The following is a 19,503-nucleotide window of genomic DNA, read 5'->3' on the forward strand; positions in this document are numbered from 1 at the left end:
CTAAATTTAGTTAATGCTTACTTTTAGCGCTGCAGCCGTAGCAAAAGGAGCTAAGGTGAGAGCAAGTAAGCTTATGGCGCCCATGATCGCTAAATGCCCAGCATAGGGCAAGCTTAATGACGCAGCTTCAATCGCAGATGTCGCAAAAATCAACACTGGAATATACAAAGGCAAAACTAACAAGCTAAGTAAAACGCCCCCTTTGCGTAAACCAACAGTTAAGGCGACCCCTACAGAACCAATCAAACTCAATACTGGAGTCCCTAGCACTAAGGTGTAAAAGGTAGCTTGGAAACTTTGCCATTCTAAAGACAGTAGCACTGCCAAAAGAGGCGAAAGCAATAAGATAGGCACACCTGTTATCAGCCAATGGGCAACGATTTTAGCCAAGGCTATCAAGGCTAGCGATGAGCCACTCATCAGCATTTGCTCTAAAGACCCATCTGCAAAATCATCTCGAAATAAACGCTCTAAAGACAATAACGAAGATAACAGCGCTGCCACCCACAAAATGCCCGGCGCTATTTTGGCCAACAACAAGGGCTCTGGCCCTACCGCTATGGGGAATAAGGTAATAACGATGAGAATAAACCACAGCGGATTAAGTACATCTGACTTTTGCCGAAAAGCGGCTAGAAGCTCACGCTTAACAACAGTAGTAAACGCATGCATTACAGCGCTTCCTCAAAGGCCGGCTTAATCTCTAAGATTCGATAATCGGAAGTAGGAATATTTAACTCTTGATGAGTCGTTAACAACACCATTCCTCCTTTTTGAGCATGTGACAAAATAACTTGTTCTAAATACGCGACGCCTTGTTTATCTATCGCGGTAAATGGTTCATCAAGGATCCACAATTTGCGCGCAACCAGCCACAACCTAGCCAGCCCTACTCGGCGCTGTTGTCCTGCTGAAAGATGAGCAACAGCTTCTTCTTCTAATCCTGCTAAACCTACACGGGTTAACAAAGCGTAAAGCTGTTCTTGCTCCATGCTTTCACCAGCCAATCCTAGATAAAAACGTAAGTTTTCTACTGCACTTAGTTCAGCCTTTACCCCAGCATGATGGCCTAGATAAAGACACTGTTGATGGTATTGCTCAGCCTGCTGAGAAATGGCTTCTTCTTGCCAAAAAATCTCTCCGCTTTCGGGGCGTGACAAGCCGGAAATCAATCGCAATAAACTGGTTTTACCGGCGCCATTTGGCCCGGCAACTTGCAAAATTTCACCCGGTGATAATGTGAAAGACAAGTCGTCGAACAATACTCGTTCTTCACGTACACAACACAGCCCATTAACCTTTAACATTCAACTATTTTCTTGCCCAACACACAGGCTAGGATGTTAACACAGCTAAGCCTAAAAACTAGATTGAGCATAAGGATTAACGCCATGTTTACAGCGCTTTGCAATACAAGTAACAAAAACATAGCCTGTTTGTATATTGCGGTATTTCAGTTGAGCGCTAACATGCTCTCGTAACTTATTTGAATAAATAAAGCCATAAATAGAATTGTAAAGGAAGCGAGGAAAAAACCAAGAATTTGAATCGGGCTAATGAGGTTAAACCATTGAGTGAAAACACGGAAGGCTAAGCAAAAGCGTTCTTTAGTTATAACCAGCTTAACTCACTTGCCCTTTCATTTTATTGCGTAAACTTAGCAGTAATTCAGCTTCAGCTTTTGGCAGCTCACACTCGCGCATAACTTCATCTAAATCTGCACCTAATTCAACCAGCTTTACCGCTCGAGTATACAATTTGCTGTCGGGATCTTGCGATTGGATTTGAGAGGTACGAAGGAAAGCCTGCTCTACTTGTTCACTTTGCCGTTCTAACTCACCCACCAGAGAGGCATTGGCTTGATGAATTTCTTGCAGTTGCTTTTCAACCACTCGATGTGACTGAAGAAGATTTTTGGTGACTACCTCTAAGCTTTGCATTTTTTGCTCATTGGCTTTCAATTGCTGTTGCGCCTTGTTGCTGAACCAAATAGCACCAACAAGGCAAACAACGGTTGCCACTAGGGCAATCAGATTAATCCAATCCATTTATAGTGAGCTTACTTCGTCCCACTCTTCATCAGAAAGCAGTTTATTTAGATCAACTAAGATGAGTAATTGTCCGTCGCGATTACTCACACCTTGGATAAACTTAGCGCTTTCTTCAGTACCCACATTTGGCGCGATATCAATCTCAGACGAGCGCAAGTAAACCACTTCTGCAACACTATCTACTAGGATGCCAATCACTTGAGATTCTGCTTCGATAATAACAATTCGAGAATTTTCTGTGATATCAGAAGACGGCAACCCAAAACGTGAACGGGTATCAATAACTGTAACCACGTTACCGCGCAAGTTAATAATACCTAGTACATAATTTGGCGCACCTGGTACTGGGGCAATTTCGGTATAACGCAATACTTCTTGTACCTGCATTACGTTGATGCCATAGGTTTCACTTTCTAGCTGAAAAGTCACCCATTGTAATACTTCATCTTCGGCAATATTTTCTGCGATGTTACGCTGCTCGCTCATCTGCGTGTCCTTTTTAGTATTCGTGAGTCCTATCGGATCTCGCAACTCATATTATTCAGTATATATCATATGTTATAAAACTAAATGGCAGATTTTCCTACCTTTTCAACTTGAGAAGCCTATCGGGCTCTCAGATTTTTAATGTCCTTCGATATCTACGCCATCTGCGAGCATTTGTTGGAGTTCTTCAACATGCAACAAGGCACACATTTTTTGCTTTACCATTCCGGCTAACCAAGGTCTTTGACCAGGCGTTGAACGCCATTTAACGTCATCTCGGTTAAGCCTCTCAGTGCCAAATAGTTTTTCACAGCTTAAGCCCCAAGCACTTTCACCTAACATCACTAAATACTTATAGTCTGGCTCAAATGGCTGGTTTGGCATCACCCATTTGGCAGTATCAACTACACTGAGCTTTTCTTCGCGTTCAATCATAATCCCAGAAAACCACTGAGGCTTACCAAACAACGGGCTCACTTCGGAGATTCGATGAATCCCTCCAAGTTGAGTGAGAGGCACGCCAAAAGTAACGCCTGCCACTTCAAAAAACAGCACCTGAAAATCGTTATCAGTGTCAATATTTTGCCATTCTGCGGCTGTTGGTTCTTCTTGTGGAGCAAGAGATGTTTCGGTTTCAACCTCAACTTCTTGCTCTTCTACCTGCTGCTCTAATTCTTCAACTTTTACCTCAACTTCAACCTCAGGCGCTTGTTCTGGCAACTCTTTAATGGGCAGCAATACCGGTTGCGCTTCTGCAACAGCAGCCACGCGCAGCTCGGCTTCTGCAAACAACTCTTCCAATGGTTTGGTTTGCGGCTCCATGTGTTGTGCTGCTTTTTCTTGAGTAGCTGGTTTTACTTCGGGAAGCTTTTCTGGCTCGGGCTCAGATTCAGTAAGTAATGAATCAAAGTAGTCACCTAGTGCTTCTTCCATCAACTTGTCACTGTTCATAATAGCCCCTGCTCATCGGTCATTTGCAGTAAATGCGCTAATAATGTTTGATAAGCAAAAACACCGCGACAGTTCTTAATATGATAAGAAGGCGGAGTGTGACGAAGGCTGGCGTCACGAAATTTAGTGTCGATAGGGATAACCGAATTCCAAATATTTTTGGGGTAAGTTTCTTGTAGTTCTTTAAGCGCTGCCAATGACGCTCTGGTGCGCTTATCATACATAGTTGGAACTACAGTGTAGCGCAAGGGGCCGGGGCAAGAGCGCTGCATAATAGCTAAAGTTTTAACCATTCGTTCTAAACCTTTAATTGCTAAGAACTCGGTTTGTACTGGCACTAACACCCTGTTACTAGCAGCTAAAGCGTTCACCATCATTACCCCTAATACTGGCGGGCAATCAATTAACACATGGTCATATTTATCTTCAACGCGAGATAAGATGCGTTTGAGAATTAGCCCCATACCTTCACGTTGACCTAGCACTTTATCTAACGTTGCTAAAGCCATACTGGCGGGGATAAGGTCGAGATTATCAAATGCTGTGGCCTGAATACTATGGGTAACCATCGCATCATCAATTTGGCTGTTTTGATAAAGCTCGTATAGGGTGCCTTGCACGCTATCAACATCAAAACCCAAATAACTGGTTAACGAAGCATGCGGATCGGTATCTAACAACAGAACGCGTTTACCCTGCTGCGCCAACAAACCGGCAAGCGAAATTACCGTAGTGGTTTTACCTACGCCACCTTTTTGATTGGCTACTGTCCAAACTTTCACTATTCTTCCTGCCTTGTTGTAAAACGTACCCCGCCGCCTTCTAAGGGCACAGCTAACATGGTTTCACTGTCTGGTTGTTTTTTCGGTTCTGCTTCCCCTTTTTCCGGTTCTTCAGGACTTACTTCAGCCTTTGGCTGCCATAAAGTTTTCGCTAAGGCGATAACGACTCGTCGGTTTTTACGATGACTCGTACTCGATTCATCGGGAGCAAACTCAGCGTAAGCTTCTAATGCCATTCTAGCAGGCGCTACTCCCCTAGCTTGCAACTCTCTTAAAACACGAGTTGCCCGCGCTGCAGATAACTCCCAATTGCTCGGGTAAAGCTCGCTATCAATACTGTCTTCATCAGTGTAACCACGAACACGAATATAGTTATCAACTTGACGTAACTTCTCTGCCAACACATCAATAACTTGTGCAGCAGGTTTGAGTAAGTACGCGCTGCCACTAGCAAAAAACAGCCGACTATCTAGCTCTATAGTGAGCCATTGTTCATCATAACTTATTACTATATCGTCGGTTTTTAGAAAATCTTTAAACTCTGTTGCCAGTTGTTCAGCCAGCTGAATAAATCCTTCATCGTCAGCATTGCTTTGATAATCGCTAGCTGCTGGAGTTGCTTCGACACGTTTAAAGACTTCTCCATCTAATATAGATTGTCCACCAGGTAAAATGCCGGCCTCTGAGGAACCTTCTAATTCGATAGCAGAAACTTCTTGATTTGAAACTTTATCAGTTTCGAAAAGTGAAATAGCTTGCTGCAATCGGGTTTGTAATTCGGGATATTCATTTTCATTAGCAATGGCCATGGCATACAAAACAACAAACAAGGCAAACATTAGCGTCATATAATCAGCGTAAGACACCAGCCAACGTTCGGTACTTGCGTTACGCTTTGCCTGCGTGGCGTAGCGATGACGCATATTAGCTGAGTTCCGTATTAAAGCTATGCAAGCGTCGTTGCACTTCCATACTATTGGCACCCTCTGCAATAGAGACTAAGCCGGCGAGAGTCATCTCTTGGTATATTGCTCGCTCTCCTGCTAAAGCACGAAGTTTGTTGGCAATGGGCAAAAACACAAAGTTAGCAAACCCTACCCCATAAATAGTAGCAACAAATGCCACGGCAATTCCTTGACCCAATTGCTCAGGGCTAGTTAAAAAGTCCATGGCTTGAATTAGCCCCAATACGGCCCCGAGAATGCCAACTGTTGGGCAATACCCACCCATTGCTTCAAATACCCCAGCTTGTTTTTCTAAGCGGTTTTGCTCAAGATCGATTATATCTTCTAGCGACTGTTTCAACTGCTCGGTTTCAGCTCCATCTATCAACATTTCTAAACCTAGTACACTAAAGGCATCGGCTTGTTGTCGATGTTTTTCTAATACCAGATAACCATCTTTGCGAACTGTATGAGACCAACTTAAAATTAGTTGAGTTTGCTTTTTAACATCTAGTTGTTGAGTTTGCCAAACTCGCGGAATGGATTTTATAGCTTGAACAAATTGAGAAGCTGGCGTTTGTAGCATGACCGCGCCAACTGTACCACCGACAACAATAATAAAAGCGTGCAAATTAACCAGATCTGAAAAGCTACCACCCGCTAAAGAATGACCTAAACCAACAGCAGAGAAGGCGATAAACACGCCAGCAATGCTAAGTTTATCCATTCCCTATTTCCGCTACAATCGCTTCACAAAAGCGATCAAGAGGTAGTTGTTCAGACGCTAAACCAGCACTAGCAACTGCTTGAGGCATACCATACACCACGCAACTGGCTTCATCTTGCGCCCAAATGGTAGAGCCCTGCTCTTTGAGTAAGCGCGAGCCATCTCTGCCATCGGCCCCCATACCAGTAAGTATCATCGCTAATACATTAGACTGGTGACTCTTTGCTAGAGAGGCAAAAGTAATATCAACACACGGTTTGTAATTTACTTTATCGTTACCATCAATGACCCGTAAACGACCGTAAGATCCGCGACCTTCCACCAACATTTGCTTTCCACCTGGTGCTAAATAAGCCCAACCAGGGCGTAACTCGTCACCGTCCTCTGCTTGTTTAACATTGATTCTCGACAAACTATTTAGTCGCTGAGCAAAAGCCGCAGTAAAAGTAGCTGGCATATGTTGAACCAATAGAATCGGTTTAGAAAACCCAGCAGGTATTTGAGTAAGAATGGTTTGTAGCGCAACGGGACCACCAGTGGAAGTGCCAATTGCCACTAACTTATAGCGTTTGCCAGAAGGCTTAAAACGGGCGGTAGCACGCTCTTTTGGTTGTGGGGCTGAAGTAGTTGGCGAAGCTTTTACTGCAGGTCTTGTAGCTGCGCTTGGCCGAACAGGAGTGCTTGGAGCCGGTGCGCTAACACTTCGACGAGCACTAACGCGGCGACGAGCAATAGCTTTAACCCGCTGCTGAAGAAGGCTAACTGCTTCTTCTCTATCACGAGCTATGTCTTCAAACTTTTTAGGAATAAAATCGAGAGCACCAGCTTCTAGGGCATCAAGAGTGGCCTTTGCGCCTTCGTGAGTTAGCGAAGAAAACATAAGCACCGGGGTGGGATTCTTCGCCATAATTTCACGAACGGCAGTGATACCATCCATTATCGGCATTTCGATATCCATGGTCACTACATCGGGTTTTAGACGAGCGACCATGTCGATGGCTTCACGGCCATTTTTTGCGGTATCGACCACTTCTAAAGAAGGGTCCGCGTTGATGATCTCGCTTACCCGGCGTCGGAAAAAGCTCGAATCATCAACTACAAGTACTTTTATTGCCATGTTAGATTCTTCTTAAAGGCTAGGCTTACATCTTACGAGCGTAGCGTTTCAACAGGCTTGGAATATCAAGAATTAAAGCAATACGGCCATCACTAGTGATTGTTGCACCAGCCATACCTGGAGTACCTTGCAATAATTGGTCTAATGCTTTGATCACCACTTCTTCTTGGCCAATCAGATTATCAACAACAAAACCAACTTGTTGTGGGCCAATTTGTACGATAACCACGTGCCCTTGAGAACTACGCTCTCCAGATTGACCATTTCGAATTAACCAGTCTTGTAAGTAAAATAGCGGAATTGCCTTGTCACGAACAATCACAGTTTCTTGGCCGTCAACTACGTTAGTTTTGGTAAGGTCTAGGTGGAAGATTTCATTCACGCTAGTTAATGGTAAAGCAAAAGTCTGCTTGCCAACGTCAACCATCAAGGTTGGCAAAATAGCCAAGGTTAGCGGTACTTTAATCTGTAGTGTAGTGCCTTGCCCCAACTGTGAATCAATATCAACTGAACCATTAAGTTGGGTAATGCTGGTTTTAACCACGTCCATGCCCACACCACGACCAGAGATGTCTGAAATTTCAGTCTTAGTAGAGAACCCTGGAGCAAAAATAAGACTATAAGCATCTTTATCAGGCATTCGAGCAGCGGCATCGGCATCAAGCACTCCGCGCTCAATCGCAATAGATTTTAGCTTATCGGCATTCATACCAGCGCCATCATCCTCGATTTTAAGCAAGATATGATCGCCCTCTTGTGAGGCTGATAGGCGAATAACACCGGTACGAGGTTTACCCGAAGCAACTCGATCGTCTGGCATCTCAATACCATGGTCAACAGAGTTTCGAACTAAGTGGACCAATGGATCGGCCAGCGCTTCAACTAAGTTTTTATCTAAGTCGGTATCTTCACCCACCAACTCGAGATTAATGTCTTTTTTCAAGCTTCGCGCTAAATCTCGAACTACTCGAGGGAAACGGCCAAACACTTTTTTGATTGGCTGCATGCGGGTTTTCATTACCGCACCTTGAAGATCAGCTGTCACCACATCCAAGTTAGCGGTGGCTTTAGACATATCCTCATCATTGCTATTAAGGCCCAAACTCACTAAGCGGTTACGCACCAATACCAACTCGCCAACCATATTCATAATATCGTCTAGAGTGCGGGTATCTACGCGAACTGTGGTTTCACCTTGAGGTACAGCTTGCTTGGCTGGCGCTTTTGCAGGCTCTTGTTTAGCTGGAGCGGCCTTAGCAGCAGGTTTGGCCGGTGCCGCTGGTTTAGCAGGCGCTTTAGGGCTAGCTTCAATTTTTGCAGCAGGCTTAGGCGCAGCTTTAGCTGCGGGCTTAGCTGGAGCGGCTTTAGTGTCAGGTGCTTTGCCTGCACCATGTAATTGGTCTAGCAGTTTCTCAAATTCATCATCACCAATTTCATCAGCATTTGAACTAGGCTTCGTTACTTCTGGCGTTTTAGGGGCAGCCGCTTGTCCAGCACCTGGCGCCTTAGAACCATGTAGTTCATCCAACAGTTTTTCAAATTCATCATCTGAAATATCACCATCACTGGCAGCTTTTTCAGCTGGAGCTGCGGGAGTAGGTTTTGGTGTTGCGGCAGCAGCAGGTGCAGCTGAGCCATGCAGCTCATCAAGCAAACGCTCAAACTCGTCGTCGGTAATTTCGTCAATGTTGCCGGCATCGGCGCTCGGAGCTACTGGCTCTGGCTCTGGCTCTGGCTCTGGCTCTGGCTCTGGCTCTGCAGCCACTTCGTCAGCAGATTCTGGGCGAGACAACTGATGTAAGCTTTCAATTAATTCAGGAGACGCAGGTGTTAAAGGCTCGCGTGCTTGAACTTGAGCGAACATATCATTAACTGAATCTAGCGCTTCAAGAATCACATCCATTAGCTCAGGCGATACACTCCTTCCACCGTTGCGCAAGGTGTCAAAAATATTCTCAGCTCCGTGACAAACATCAACCAGTTCGGTCAATGACAAGAAGCCTGCTCCACCTTTAACTGTATGGAAACCACGAAATATGGCATTTAACAAGTCACTGTCATCTGGACGTTTTTCTAAATCAACCAGCTGTTCAGACAGCTGCTCAAGGATCTCCGCCGCTTCTACGAGAAAGTCTTGTAAGATGTCTTCATCTACATCAAACGACATGCGCTACTCCCTTAAAATCCTAAACTAGACAACAAGTCATCAACATCATCTTGGTCGTTAACAACGTCGTCCCTTTGCTCTTTATTTAATATTGGCCCTTCGGCTTCGATAGCAGATTTAGTCACTTTTTTATTTTCTACTACTTCGGCATTCTCATTTCCAAACAAGGTAAGCATTTCAACCAGACTTTCTTCCACCTCTTGCACCAAGGTGATTACCTTACGAATCATCTGACCGGTTAAATCTTGGAAATCTTGAGCCATCAATATTTCGGTTAACATGCTACGTAGTTTATCGGCATTTGCTGAAGAACTATTAAGGAAAATATCGATTTGGTGACATAGCGCCTTAAATTGGCCGATTTCAATTCTTCGTTCCATCAAACTTTGCCATATAGGCATGATACTGTTGATTTCGTTAGTTAATTGATCGGCAATTGGAAGGCCAGACTCTACTGCGTCCATGGTTTTATTGGCCGCTTGATCGGTCATCTCTATCACATAGTTTAACCGCTCTTTAGCGTCTGGTATTTCTTGATTAGCTAACTCGTTAATTCGAATATCGAGTTTAAATTCATTTAAAGAGTCATGAAGCTGACGAGTGAGCTGCCCAACCTTATCAAATAGCAGGTTAGCTTTTGGAGCACAAAGCTCACTAACAAGTTGATTCGCCTCGGCGACATTTCCTTCTTCAAGTAGCGCAACCAAAGATTTGGCGTCGGCTAATGAAATAATCGGAGTATCTGTGCTCACGCATCTTCCTTTCTTATTGTAGTCTTTCGAAAATCTTATCTAGCTTCTCTTTTAGCGTGGCTGCAGTGAAAGGTTTAACAATATATCCATTTACGCCGGCTTGAGCAGCTTCGATAATCTGTTCACGTTTTGCTTCGGCAGTTACCATTAAAACAGGTAAGTGAGACAAACTTTCGTCGGCACGAATATTTTTCAGCAGGTCGATGCCTTCCATTCCAGGCATATTCCAATCAGTTACTACAAATTCGAAATCGCCGCCTTTAAGCATAGGTAATGCGGTATTTCCGTCATCGGCTTCATGAGTATTGTTGAAGCCAAGATCTCTAAGTAGGTTTTTAATAATCCTTCTCATCGTTGAAAAATCATCAACAACCAGAATTTTCATATTTTTATCCAAGGTACGTCCCCCAACAGGATGTTTTACAAGCCACTAAATAGGCCAAAAATTTATGTAATATAGATATTATGCCTTAATAAACACAATTTTAGTCCATCTTTTACAAGAAATGTAAGGATGAATTTCTCTATTGTGTCCAATCTCGCATTCGAGTTTTAACTCGAGCAAGCGCTTGACTATGAATTTGACTGACTCGGGACTCGCTTACGCTCAATACTTCACCAATTTCTTTTAGGTTAAGTTCTTCATCATAATAGAGGGACAAAACCAGTGCTTCTCTCTCTGGAAGACCTTTAATACATTCGGCAAGAGATTGTTGAAAGCGTTGATTGGCAAAACCTTCAAAGGGTCGGTTTAGCTCTCGACTTTCTTCACTTGATATGACGTCTTCACTCACACCTAGATCATCGATACCTAAAATGCGTCCGCAATTTACATCAGACAACATAGAGTGATACTCACTTAAGCTTACGCCAAGCTTTGCTGCAACCTCGGCGTCTTTTGCGTCACCGTTTTTTTCTTTCTCAACCTCAGCGATTGCATCACTAATGGCGCGGCTATTTTTATGTACCGAGCGTGGGACCCAATCGCCACGACGAATTTCGTCAAGCATAGAGCCACGAATGCGGATGCCAGCGTAGGTTTCGAAGCTAGCGCCTTTTGAGCCATCAAAGTTACGTGCGGCTTCGATTAAGCCAATCATTCCTGATTGGATCAAGTCATCAACAATCACGCTAGCCGGAAGCCTAGCCATTAGGTGATGGGCTATCCGTTTGACCAAGTTTGCATGGCGCTCCACCAAAACATTAGTGTCATTAGCGCTGGCATAAGCGGCAACTTTATTCACTAAGCTGTTCTCTATTTTTACGTTGTCCAAACTCGAGAAGGTTCTCGATGAAAAATTCTAAATGTCCACCTGCTTGTTCAGGAATTGGCCAAGTAGAAGCTTTACTTGCTAATGAGCGAAATGCCAAAGAAGCAGGAGACTTAGGATAGGCTTCTACCACTACTCGCTGCTTTCTTACGGCTAAGCGCACGTTATTGTCATAAGGAATACAAGATACCAATTCGAGTGTAGCATCCAAGAAGCGATCGGTAACTCGAGTAAGCTTAGCAAATAATTCTTGGCCTTCGCGTAAGCTACGCACCATATTTGCCACCACTTTAAATTTGTAGACACCGTGCTGGTTTGAAAGCAGCTTTATTAGCGCATAAGCATCGGTAATAGAGGTTGGCTCATCACACACCACCACTAATATGTCTTGTGACGCTTTGGCAAAACTTAGCACCATGTCGGAGATGCCCGCTGCAGTATCAACTAGCAACACATCAATAGGTGTTTTCATGCTGCTAAAAGCACGAATAAGTCCGGCGTGTTCCGCAGGACTAAGTTCCACCATTGATTGAGTACCAGAAGTAGCTGGTGCAATTAAGATCCCATTAGGCCCTTTAACTAATACTTCATCTAAGGTGCATTCACCGGATAAAACGTGAGAGAGGTTTTTAGTTACACGTAAGCCAAGCAGCACATCTACATTTGCTAGGCCTAAGTCGGCATCCAATACCATTACGCGCTTACCTTGCGCAGCCATGGCTATACCCATGTTAAGAGTAACGTTAGTTTTACCTACGCCCCCTTTGCCGCCAGTTACAGCGATGACTTTCACATTGTTTTTTTGTTGCATCATTCTTAAGCCGCTAGCTTGGTCAAATTCATTATCTTTAGAATACATCTGAAACCTTTTGTTGTTCGGTTTCACTAAACCAGAAATGTTGCTGGCTTTGCTTATCGATAACCGATAATGCTTGTTCTATTAATTGGGTAGGCGCAGCTACCGCAATATCTTCAGGCACTTGTTGGCCGTGAGTAACGTAACTTATTGGTAAGGCATGGCGCAAGGTTACATTTAACACTTCGCCTAAAGCCAAACTTTCATCTAATTTGGTAAGTATGGTACCAGCTAAGGGAATTCGCTGAAATTGGTTCACAGTTTCTTCAATTACCCGACGCTGCGCGTTGGCCGACATCACCAAATAGTTGCGAATGTTCACGCGGCTGTTTTTTACTAGCTTATCTAATTGTTCGTGTAAGCGAAGATCTCGTTGGCTCATGCCAGCGGTATCAATAAGTACCAACTTTTTGTCTTTAAACTGATAAAGCAACTGTGAAAGCTCTTCTTCATCATTGGCGACGCGTACGGCGCAGCCCATAATTTTGCCGTAAGTAGCAAGTTGTTCATGAGCACCAATACGGTAGGTATCTGTAGTAATCATCGCCACACTTTCGGCGCCATGGCGCATTGCAAACTGTGCTGCTAACTTGGCGATGGTGGTTGTTTTTCCTACACCCGTTGGGCCAAGCAACGCAATAGCCCCACCCTTTAACAAAATCTCATCTTGGCCAACCGGTAGTTGATTGACTAATAGTTCACGTAAATGCTGCCAGCCTTCTTGAACGCCGAGTTCTTCGGGAATGTATCCAGCTATTTGGTCAGCCATATCTTCATCAAAACCAACTAGCTGCAACTGCTTAATTAACATCGCGCGTACCGGCTCTTGGCGCTCTACTTCCTGCCACATTAGTCCAGATACTTGATGCTCAAGCAACTTGCGCATGGCGGCCATTTCTTTTTTAAGCTCACCAACTTCGTTGCCTGCAGCAGCTGATGCTGAGCTAGCTGGTTGTCCACCAAGAGACGTATTTGTTGGTTTATTTGATATGGAGCCTTGCTGCGCCCAACCTTGTTGTTGAGCTAAAGAGCGTGGCGCTTGAACGGTGCGAGGGCGCTGCTGTTGCTGCTTTTGCTGAGACTGTTGCAAGTTTTCTTGCTGACGCTTTTGATGGCGCTGCATAAAGTTGGTTAGGTTATCTTTCAAACTAGCATTTTCGTCAAAATCATGACTTGGATGCTGTTTTGTTGGCGCTTTTTTGGCAGCGCCTGCATTCATAGACGACAAATTGACGCTATCTTCAGGCAATTCTCTATCGCTTTTAGGTGCAGCTTGTTTAGCACTAGAAGGTTCAACCGCAGCAACAATTTCGATGCCACCGGTTACCTTTTTGTTAGACATGATAACCGCATCGCTGCCAAGTGTTTCCTTCACTTCGGCTAGTGCGGTTCGCATATCTTTTGCAAAAAAGCGTTTCATTTTCACTGTTCACCTTCCTTTTGCTAATTCGCTGAAGCTACTGCCCCACTGAACTCACAATTCGTATTTGTTTATCTTCTGGCACTTCTTGATAAGACAGAACCCTTAATGCAGGCATTGCTGTTTTAACAAATCGAGACATGCTTGAACGCAGTATGCCCGAGGTTAACAAGATAGCGGGTTGACCGGCCATTTCTTGGTTTTGACACGCCTCCGTTAATGATACCTGGAGTTTCTCTGCCAAACCTGGCTCCATACCTGCGCCATCGTTTCCTGCCGCTTGCATAGACTGATGCAATATCTGCTCCAAGTCTGGAGACAAAGTAATTACTGGAAGTTCGGCCTCGCTGCCAATCAACTCTTGAACGATTAAACGTTTTAACGAAATACGGCAGGCGGCGGTAAGAATATCGGGGTCTTGGCTCTTAGGCCCATATTCAACCAAGGTTTGAACAATGCTGCGAACATCACGAATAGGCACACCTTCATTAAGTAGGTTTTGCAGTACCTTAACCACCGTAGACAAAGTCATAGTGTCTGGCACTAAGCCTTCAACCAATTTAGGCAAGCTGCCGCCTAGCATATCAAGTAGATTTTGAACTTCTTCGTGTCCAAGTAGGCTGGCCGCATTGTTAGTAAGAAGCTGACTTAAATGGGTCGCAACAACCGTGGCGGAATCAACCACGGTGTAACCCAATGTTTGCGCATGTTCGCGCTGCTCGGTAGCTACCCAAGCTGCTTCTAAGCCAAAGGCAGGATCTGTGGTGGCTTGGCCTTCAATTTTACCAAATACTTGGCCAGGGTTAATGGCCATTTCGCGGTCGTGGAACACTTCCGACTCACCGTAAGTCACGCCCATTAATGTTATTCGATACTGATTAGGGCCTAAATCTAGGTTATCTCGAATATGTACAGCAGGCACCAGAAAACCCAAATCTTGCGATAACTTCTTACGCACACCTTTAATACGCGCCAATAATTCACCGCCTTGAGATTTATCCACCAAAGGAATTAAGCGATAGCCGACTTCAAGACCAATCACATCAACCGGTTGAACATCATCCCAACCTAGCTCTTTTGGCTCACTGCTCACATTAGAACTGGAAGAAGCAGGTTGTAATGCAGTCTCGGCAGCTTTCTTAGCATCGCCTTTATGTCGCATCCACGCAGCACCCAAACACACCGCTGCACAGCTCAGAAAAGCTAAGTGAGGCATGCCAGGCACAATGCCCATAATGAAAAGAATCGAGCCACAAATAATCATTACTCGTGGATCTTTGAACATTTGTAAGCTTACCTGCTCACCCATATCCGCTTCGGTATTTTGGCGAGTAACCACTAAGGCAGCAGCGATAGACAATAGTAAAGACGGGATTTGCGCAACTAAGCCATCACCAATGGTCAGTAAGGTGTATACCTCTGCAGCTTGAGCGAAGGTTAGGTCATGCTGGGCCACACCAATAATGAAACCGCCTAAGATATTGATGAATAAAATCAAAATGCCGGCTATGGCATCACCTTTAACAAACTTACTAGCACCATCCATTGAACCGTAAAAATCAGCTTCGTTGGTTACGTCAGCGCGGCGTTCACGGGCTTGTTCTTGGTCGATAATGCCAGCATTTAAGTCAGCATCAATCGCCATTTGCTTACCGGGCATGGCATCCAAGGTAAAGCGGGCACTTACTTCTGCGATACGGCCAGCACCTTTTGTTACCACGACAAAGTTGATAATCATCAAGATCAGGAATACCACCAAACCAACAGCGTAGTTCCCGCCAATAACCACTGAACCAAAAGCTTCAATTACATTACCAGCAGCATTTCCACCATTATGCCCTTCTAACAAAACAACTCGAGTAGAGGCAACGTTTAGGGCCAAACGTAATAAAGTAGCAATTAGCAACACGGTGGGAAACACCGCAAAATCTAGTGGGCGCTTAGTATAAACAGCAACCAATAACACCACTAAGGCAAGAGAGATATTGAAAGCAAACAGAATATCCAATAGCCATGCGGCCATTGGTAAAACCACCATGCCTAAAGTAGCTAGCACTACCATAGGCGTGCCAAAGCCCTTTATAACATTGACATCAACTTTTTTTAAATCTTGAAGCTTAAAGCTGGTGAGGCGATTGATGATTTCCATAAATGACGAAATACTGACTTCCTAACAACTGATGAAACGAGAAAAGCAATAACTGAGCCAACCACATAAAACACTCCAAGTAAGTGCTGAAACTGAGGTTAATATCTCAAATCATCTGGAATAGGTAGATCATCAACAACCGGTTTAGGACGCTTGCCTTTACCTTTGCGGTATTGCTCAAGCTGGAAAACAAAAGCAAGTACTTGCGCCACTGCAACGTACAAGCCTTCAGGAATATCGTGGCCAAGTTTAGTTGTATGATACAAAGAACGAGTTAAAGCAGGAGCTTGCATCACAGGTACATCGTAGTGACGCGCAATTTCGCGAATTTTCATAGCTACTTCATCTACCCCTTTAGCCACTACTTTTGGCGCTCCACTGCCATTGCTGTCGTATTTTAGCGCTACAGAGAAATGTGTTGGGTTGGTAACAACAACGTCCGCCTGAGGTACGTCGGCCATCATTCGACGAGCAGCCATTTCCATTTGTAAGCGGCGAATGCGTCCTTTTACTTCAGGGCTACCCTCCATGTTTTTATGCTCGTCTTTTACTTCTTGCTTAGACATTTTAAGCTGCTTGTTGTGATTCCAAATTTGATAAGGCACATCAATGATCACAATAATAATCAAGCTACAGACTAAAGCTAACAGCATCCATTGCAGCATATCCAAGGCATTAACAATTGAACCAGGGATAGACTGCATGCTAAGCGTAAGAATTTCAGCAAATTTCCATTGCAGGACAAACCATACTACCCCGGCAATCACCAACACTTTAGCGACGCTTTTGATGAACTCTACAAAAGCTTGAATGCCCAACATTCGTTTAAAGCCTTGAATGGGCGACATTTTACTGGCTTTTGGCCTAGCAGCCTCCCAGCTAAATGGCATGCCTCCTAATAGAGTATTGCCAATAAGCGCGGCTAAAGTAATAAAGCCCATGATCCATATCATTGGTTTAAACAATAACCAGCCCATAATGCCTAAGTTTTTTAGCATTAGGTTTACGTCAAAAACTTCTTCTCGGCTCATCACAAAAGCGGTTTGGAAAACCTTGACCATGGATTCCGCCAACATACCGCCAAAAACCATGATGGCTAAGGCTGCACTAATAAGTACCGCTGCGGTGCCCAACTCTTTAGAGCGGGCTACCTGCCCTTTATTACGGGCGTCTTCGAGTTTTTTCCCCGTGGGGTCTTCGGTTTTTTCTTGATCGTCGTCTGCCATAGTAACTAGGCCCTTGGTTTAACAACCAATCAGCAGCATGTCACATGCCAAGCTGCGGCCAACCTCCCACTGACGTTCAAAATGCGCTAAAAACCCACCAATGGTGAGCCAAAGAATGAATAAACCAAACAACATGCTTACCGCAAAACCAATACTAAAAATATTCAGTTGTGGGGCTGCTCTCGTCATAATACCGAAAGAAAAGTTTACCAGTAACATTGCAACAACAGAGGATATAGATAGCGCTAAAGCAGCTAAAAATAATTGTGAATACCAGCCTGCCAGTAATTGATAATCCAAACTACTTAAACCGTTCATACCCACCGGTAGCGTTTCAAAACTCATAGCAATTAACGTAATTAACTGCAAATGGCCGTCGATGGCCAGAAACAATAATGTTGCCAAAAGCAAATAGAATTGACCAACAACCGGCGTACTTTGCCCGTTATTGGGATCGACCATGGAGGCAAAACCCAAACTGGTTTGCATCGCAATAATTTGCCCGCCAACAACAAAGGTTTGCATTAATAATTGTGAAATAAATCCAATAGCAGCGCCAATAAGTACCTGCTGCAAAATAACGATAACAGCTTGAAAAGAGAAAACTTCTATTCCAGTTACTTCCGGCAAAATAGGCACTAAAGCAAATGTGATGGCTAAAGCTAGTAACAGTCTCACCCGAGTTGGTACTGATTTACCTCCAAAACTTGCTAATACCATCAGCATCGCAGCTACTCGAGTAAGTGCCCATAGATACTGACCAATCCAAGCCATCACTACACTGGCTGGAAACTCCATTAGCCAACAACCTGAGGAATCATATCCACCATGGTAAAAAACAACTCCATTAGTTTCTCAGTAAACCAATGACCAGCGACAATAAGCGCACCTAAGGTAACAAGTAGGCGGGGTAAAAAACTTAAGGTTTGTTCATTAATTGAGGTGGCGGCTTGGAAAATAGCAACGATTAGTCCAACCAACAAACTAGGAACAATGGCAGCAGACACCAATAGCATCACTTGGCCTAAAGCAAGGCGAAATACATCAACAAAGACTTCCGGTTCCATCTAAAGGCTCCTACGTCTATACGCCAAAACTATTTGCAAGTGTGCCCATCACCAAGCTCCATCCATCTACCAACACAAACAGCATTAGCTTAAATGGCAAAGATACAATCATTGGCGACAGCATCATCATACCCATTGCCATCAAGATACTGGCCACCACTAAGTCGATAACCAAGAAGGGAATGAATAACATGAAACCAATTTGGAAAGCGGTTTTAAGCTCTGAGGTAATAAAGGCTGGAATAAGTACATTGAAAGGTACCTCTTCCGGCGAACCCACTTCCACTTTGGCAATTTTAACAAAGGTTTCCAAATCCGTTAGCCGGGTTTGCGCCAACATGAACTCTTTGAGCGGCTCTTTGGCTTTTTCGAAAGCCTGCATCGAAGTAAGATCTTCACTTAAATATGGCTGAACAGCCTGAGTATTCACTTCATCGATTACCGGCGACATAATGAAAAAGGTCAAAAATAAAGCGATGCCAATAATTACTTGATTTGACGGGCTTTGTTGCAAACCCATGGCTTGCCTTAAGATAGACATCACCACCACAATGCGGGTGAAGGATGTCATCATAATCACTAACGCAGGCAAAAATGACAGCGCGGTCATCAAAGCTAAAACTTGTAGAGTGACCGAATACTCTTGTCCACCATCAGGATTAGTGGTCATAGTGATAGCCGGCAAAATACCTTCTTGAGCAAAACTGGGTGCAACAACACCAAGCAACAAACTTAGGCAAATAAGCAGCTTACTTTTCATTTTTAGCCAACAATCCTTGTAACTGTTTAGTAAATGAGCCACTCATCTTTTTCGGCTTGGCAACAATCGGTTTATCTAACTTATCCAAAAGGTTTATAGATTGAGTAGTAACACCAATTAAGTACTGCTGTTCACCAATTTCTACCACCATCACCCGCTCTCGCGTACCTAAAGCTAAGTTAGTGACCACTCTAGACTGGCCACCAGCAAACTGGCTAAGCCGAGTCTTCTTTAGTACCCATGCACAAACAAAAATAGTGACTAAGACTAAAGCCAAAGACATTACCCACGAAAGCAGTTCAACTTGGCTATTGGGAGGAGTAGTGGTTTCTTGTTCAGCTAAAGCTGGCAAACTAATGCCGGCTGCAATGATGAATGCGAGGACTTGTTGCATTACTTGAGCTTTTTAATACGTTCGGTTTGGCTAATAACGTCGGTAAGGCGAATACCAAACTTATCATTTACAACAACCACTTCACCATGCGCAATCAGTGTTCCATTAACAAGAACATCCAACGGTTCGCCGGCAACCCTATCTAGTTCTACCACTGAGCCTTGGTTAAGTTGTAACAGGTTACGGATGCTAATATTGCTGCGGCCTACTTCCATGGAAATAGTTACAGGAATGTCCATAATCGAATCAAGCTTACGTTGCTCTTCTTCGGTTATGGGTTTTGATTCATCGACAAAGTCTTCAAGCGGAGCAGGCTCGGCTTCGGCCATTGCTGCTGCCCACTCATCAGCCATATCATCTTGATCACTCATATTTTATCCTTA

The 19,503-nt window shown here is 44.1% G+C and carries 22 protein-coding genes; all 22 read right to left on the reverse strand.

Annotation, left to right across the window (positions count from 1 at the left end):
* Positions 1–6: 6 nt before the first annotated feature.
* The 22 genes from ccmB to fliN all read right to left on the reverse strand — a co-directional run bounded on the left by ccmB (position 7) and on the right by fliN (position 19,491).
* Positions 7–672: a heme exporter protein CcmB gene (ccmB, locus tag LQZ07_RS16280; RefSeq protein ID WP_152781304.1), complete on the reverse strand. Its 666-nt coding sequence runs from the start codon at positions 670–672 to the stop codon at positions 7–9.
* On the reverse strand, positions 672–1,307 hold the full coding sequence (ccmA, locus tag LQZ07_RS16285; RefSeq protein WP_016401687.1) for a cytochrome c biogenesis heme-transporting ATPase CcmA: 636 nt from the start codon (positions 1,305–1,307) through the stop codon (positions 672–674). Before ccmA ends, ccmB begins: the two co-directional genes overlap by 1 nt.
* A gap of 315 nt (positions 1,308–1,622) precedes the next feature.
* Positions 1,623–2,048 carry a DUF2802 domain-containing protein gene (locus LQZ07_RS16290; RefSeq protein ID WP_016401688.1) on the reverse strand — a complete coding sequence of 142 codons (426 nt, stop codon included), beginning with the start codon at positions 2,046–2,048 and terminating at the stop codon, positions 1,623–1,625.
* Positions 2,049–2,537, reverse strand: coding sequence for a chemotaxis protein CheW (locus LQZ07_RS16295; RefSeq protein ID WP_016401689.1), 489 nt, complete (start codon positions 2,535–2,537; stop codon positions 2,049–2,051).
* A 138-nt stretch (positions 2,538–2,675) separates the two neighbouring features.
* Positions 2,676–3,488, reverse strand: coding sequence for a chemotaxis protein CheW (locus LQZ07_RS16300; protein ID WP_152781306.1), 813 nt, complete (start codon positions 3,486–3,488; stop codon positions 2,676–2,678).
* Complete coding sequence (locus LQZ07_RS16305) at positions 3,485–4,270, reverse strand: ParA family protein (protein WP_016401691.1); 786 nt, start codon at positions 4,268–4,270, stop codon at positions 3,485–3,487. Before LQZ07_RS16305 ends, LQZ07_RS16300 begins: the two co-directional genes overlap by 4 nt.
* Positions 4,270–5,193, reverse strand: a complete 924-nt coding sequence (locus tag LQZ07_RS16310) for a flagellar motor protein MotB (RefSeq protein WP_152781308.1) — start codon at positions 5,191–5,193, stop codon at positions 4,270–4,272. Before LQZ07_RS16310 ends, LQZ07_RS16305 begins: the two co-directional genes overlap by 1 nt.
* A 1-nt stretch (position 5,194) precedes the next feature.
* Positions 5,195–5,941 carry a flagellar motor protein gene (locus LQZ07_RS16315; RefSeq protein ID WP_152781310.1) on the reverse strand — a complete coding sequence of 249 codons (747 nt, stop codon included), beginning with the start codon at positions 5,939–5,941 and terminating at the stop codon, positions 5,195–5,197.
* Positions 5,934–7,058: a chemotaxis response regulator protein-glutamate methylesterase gene (locus tag LQZ07_RS16320; RefSeq protein ID WP_016401694.1), complete on the reverse strand. Its 1,125-nt coding sequence runs from the start codon at positions 7,056–7,058 to the stop codon at positions 5,934–5,936. Before LQZ07_RS16320 ends, LQZ07_RS16315 begins: the two co-directional genes overlap by 8 nt.
* 25 nt (positions 7,059–7,083) lie before the next feature.
* Positions 7,084–9,225, reverse strand: a complete 2,142-nt coding sequence (locus tag LQZ07_RS16325) for a chemotaxis protein CheA (protein WP_152781312.1) — start codon at positions 9,223–9,225, stop codon at positions 7,084–7,086.
* 11 nt (positions 9,226–9,236) lie between these two features.
* Entirely contained in the window at positions 9,237–9,977 is a 741-nt protein-coding gene (locus LQZ07_RS16330; protein ID WP_016401696.1) for a protein phosphatase CheZ, read from the reverse strand.
* A 13-nt stretch (positions 9,978–9,990) separates the two neighbouring features.
* On the reverse strand, positions 9,991–10,374 hold the full coding sequence (gene cheY / locus LQZ07_RS16335; protein WP_084681816.1) for a chemotaxis response regulator CheY: 384 nt from the start codon (positions 10,372–10,374) through the stop codon (positions 9,991–9,993).
* Positions 10,375–10,501: 127 nt separating this feature from the next.
* On the reverse strand, positions 10,502–11,221 hold the full coding sequence (locus tag LQZ07_RS16340; RefSeq protein ID WP_016401698.1) for an RNA polymerase sigma factor FliA: 720 nt from the start codon (positions 11,219–11,221) through the stop codon (positions 10,502–10,504).
* Positions 11,214–12,107: a MinD/ParA family protein gene (locus LQZ07_RS16345; RefSeq protein WP_016401699.1), complete on the reverse strand. Its 894-nt coding sequence runs from the start codon at positions 12,105–12,107 to the stop codon at positions 11,214–11,216. The genes LQZ07_RS16340 and LQZ07_RS16345 overlap by 8 nt, the downstream gene beginning before the upstream one ends.
* Positions 12,097–13,524 (reverse strand): flagellar biosynthesis protein FlhF, encoded by a 1,428-nt coding sequence (gene flhF / locus LQZ07_RS16350; protein WP_152781316.1) that lies wholly within the window; start codon positions 13,522–13,524, stop codon positions 12,097–12,099. Before flhF ends, LQZ07_RS16345 begins: the two co-directional genes overlap by 11 nt.
* 37 nt (positions 13,525–13,561) lie before the next feature.
* A complete protein-coding gene (gene flhA, locus LQZ07_RS16355; RefSeq protein ID WP_016401701.1) occupies positions 13,562–15,673 on the reverse strand; it encodes a flagellar biosynthesis protein FlhA in 2,112 nt (703 codons plus the stop codon).
* A gap of 98 nt (positions 15,674–15,771) precedes the next feature.
* Positions 15,772–16,899 carry a flagellar biosynthesis protein FlhB gene (gene flhB / locus LQZ07_RS16360; RefSeq protein WP_152781318.1) on the reverse strand — a complete coding sequence of 376 codons (1,128 nt, stop codon included), beginning with the start codon at positions 16,897–16,899 and terminating at the stop codon, positions 15,772–15,774.
* Positions 16,900–16,917: 18 nt separating this feature from the next.
* Complete coding sequence (fliR, locus tag LQZ07_RS16365) at positions 16,918–17,697, reverse strand: flagellar biosynthetic protein FliR (protein ID WP_016401703.1); 780 nt, start codon at positions 17,695–17,697, stop codon at positions 16,918–16,920.
* On the reverse strand, positions 17,697–17,966 hold the full coding sequence (locus tag LQZ07_RS16370) for a flagellar biosynthetic protein FliQ (RefSeq protein WP_016401704.1): 270 nt from the start codon (positions 17,964–17,966) through the stop codon (positions 17,697–17,699). Before LQZ07_RS16370 ends, fliR begins: the two co-directional genes overlap by 1 nt.
* 16 nt (positions 17,967–17,982) lie before the next feature.
* The gene (fliP, locus tag LQZ07_RS16375; RefSeq protein WP_152781320.1) at positions 17,983–18,726 is read right to left on the reverse strand and encodes a flagellar type III secretion system pore protein FliP; all 744 of its coding nucleotides are present in this window, start codon (positions 18,724–18,726) and stop codon (positions 17,983–17,985) included.
* The gene (gene fliO / locus LQZ07_RS16380) at positions 18,716–19,120 is read right to left on the reverse strand and encodes a flagellar biosynthetic protein FliO (RefSeq protein WP_016401706.1); all 405 of its coding nucleotides are present in this window, start codon (positions 19,118–19,120) and stop codon (positions 18,716–18,718) included. The genes fliP and fliO overlap by 11 nt, the downstream gene beginning before the upstream one ends.
* Positions 19,120–19,491, reverse strand: coding sequence for a flagellar motor switch protein FliN (gene fliN / locus LQZ07_RS16385; protein WP_016401707.1), 372 nt, complete (start codon positions 19,489–19,491; stop codon positions 19,120–19,122). Before fliN ends, fliO begins: the two co-directional genes overlap by 1 nt.
* Positions 19,492–19,503: the final 12 nt, after the last annotated feature.

It is taken from the genome of Agarivorans sp. B2Z047 (assembly GCF_023373605.1).
GTDB lineage: Bacteria > Pseudomonadota > Gammaproteobacteria > Enterobacterales > Celerinatantimonadaceae > Agarivorans > Agarivorans albus.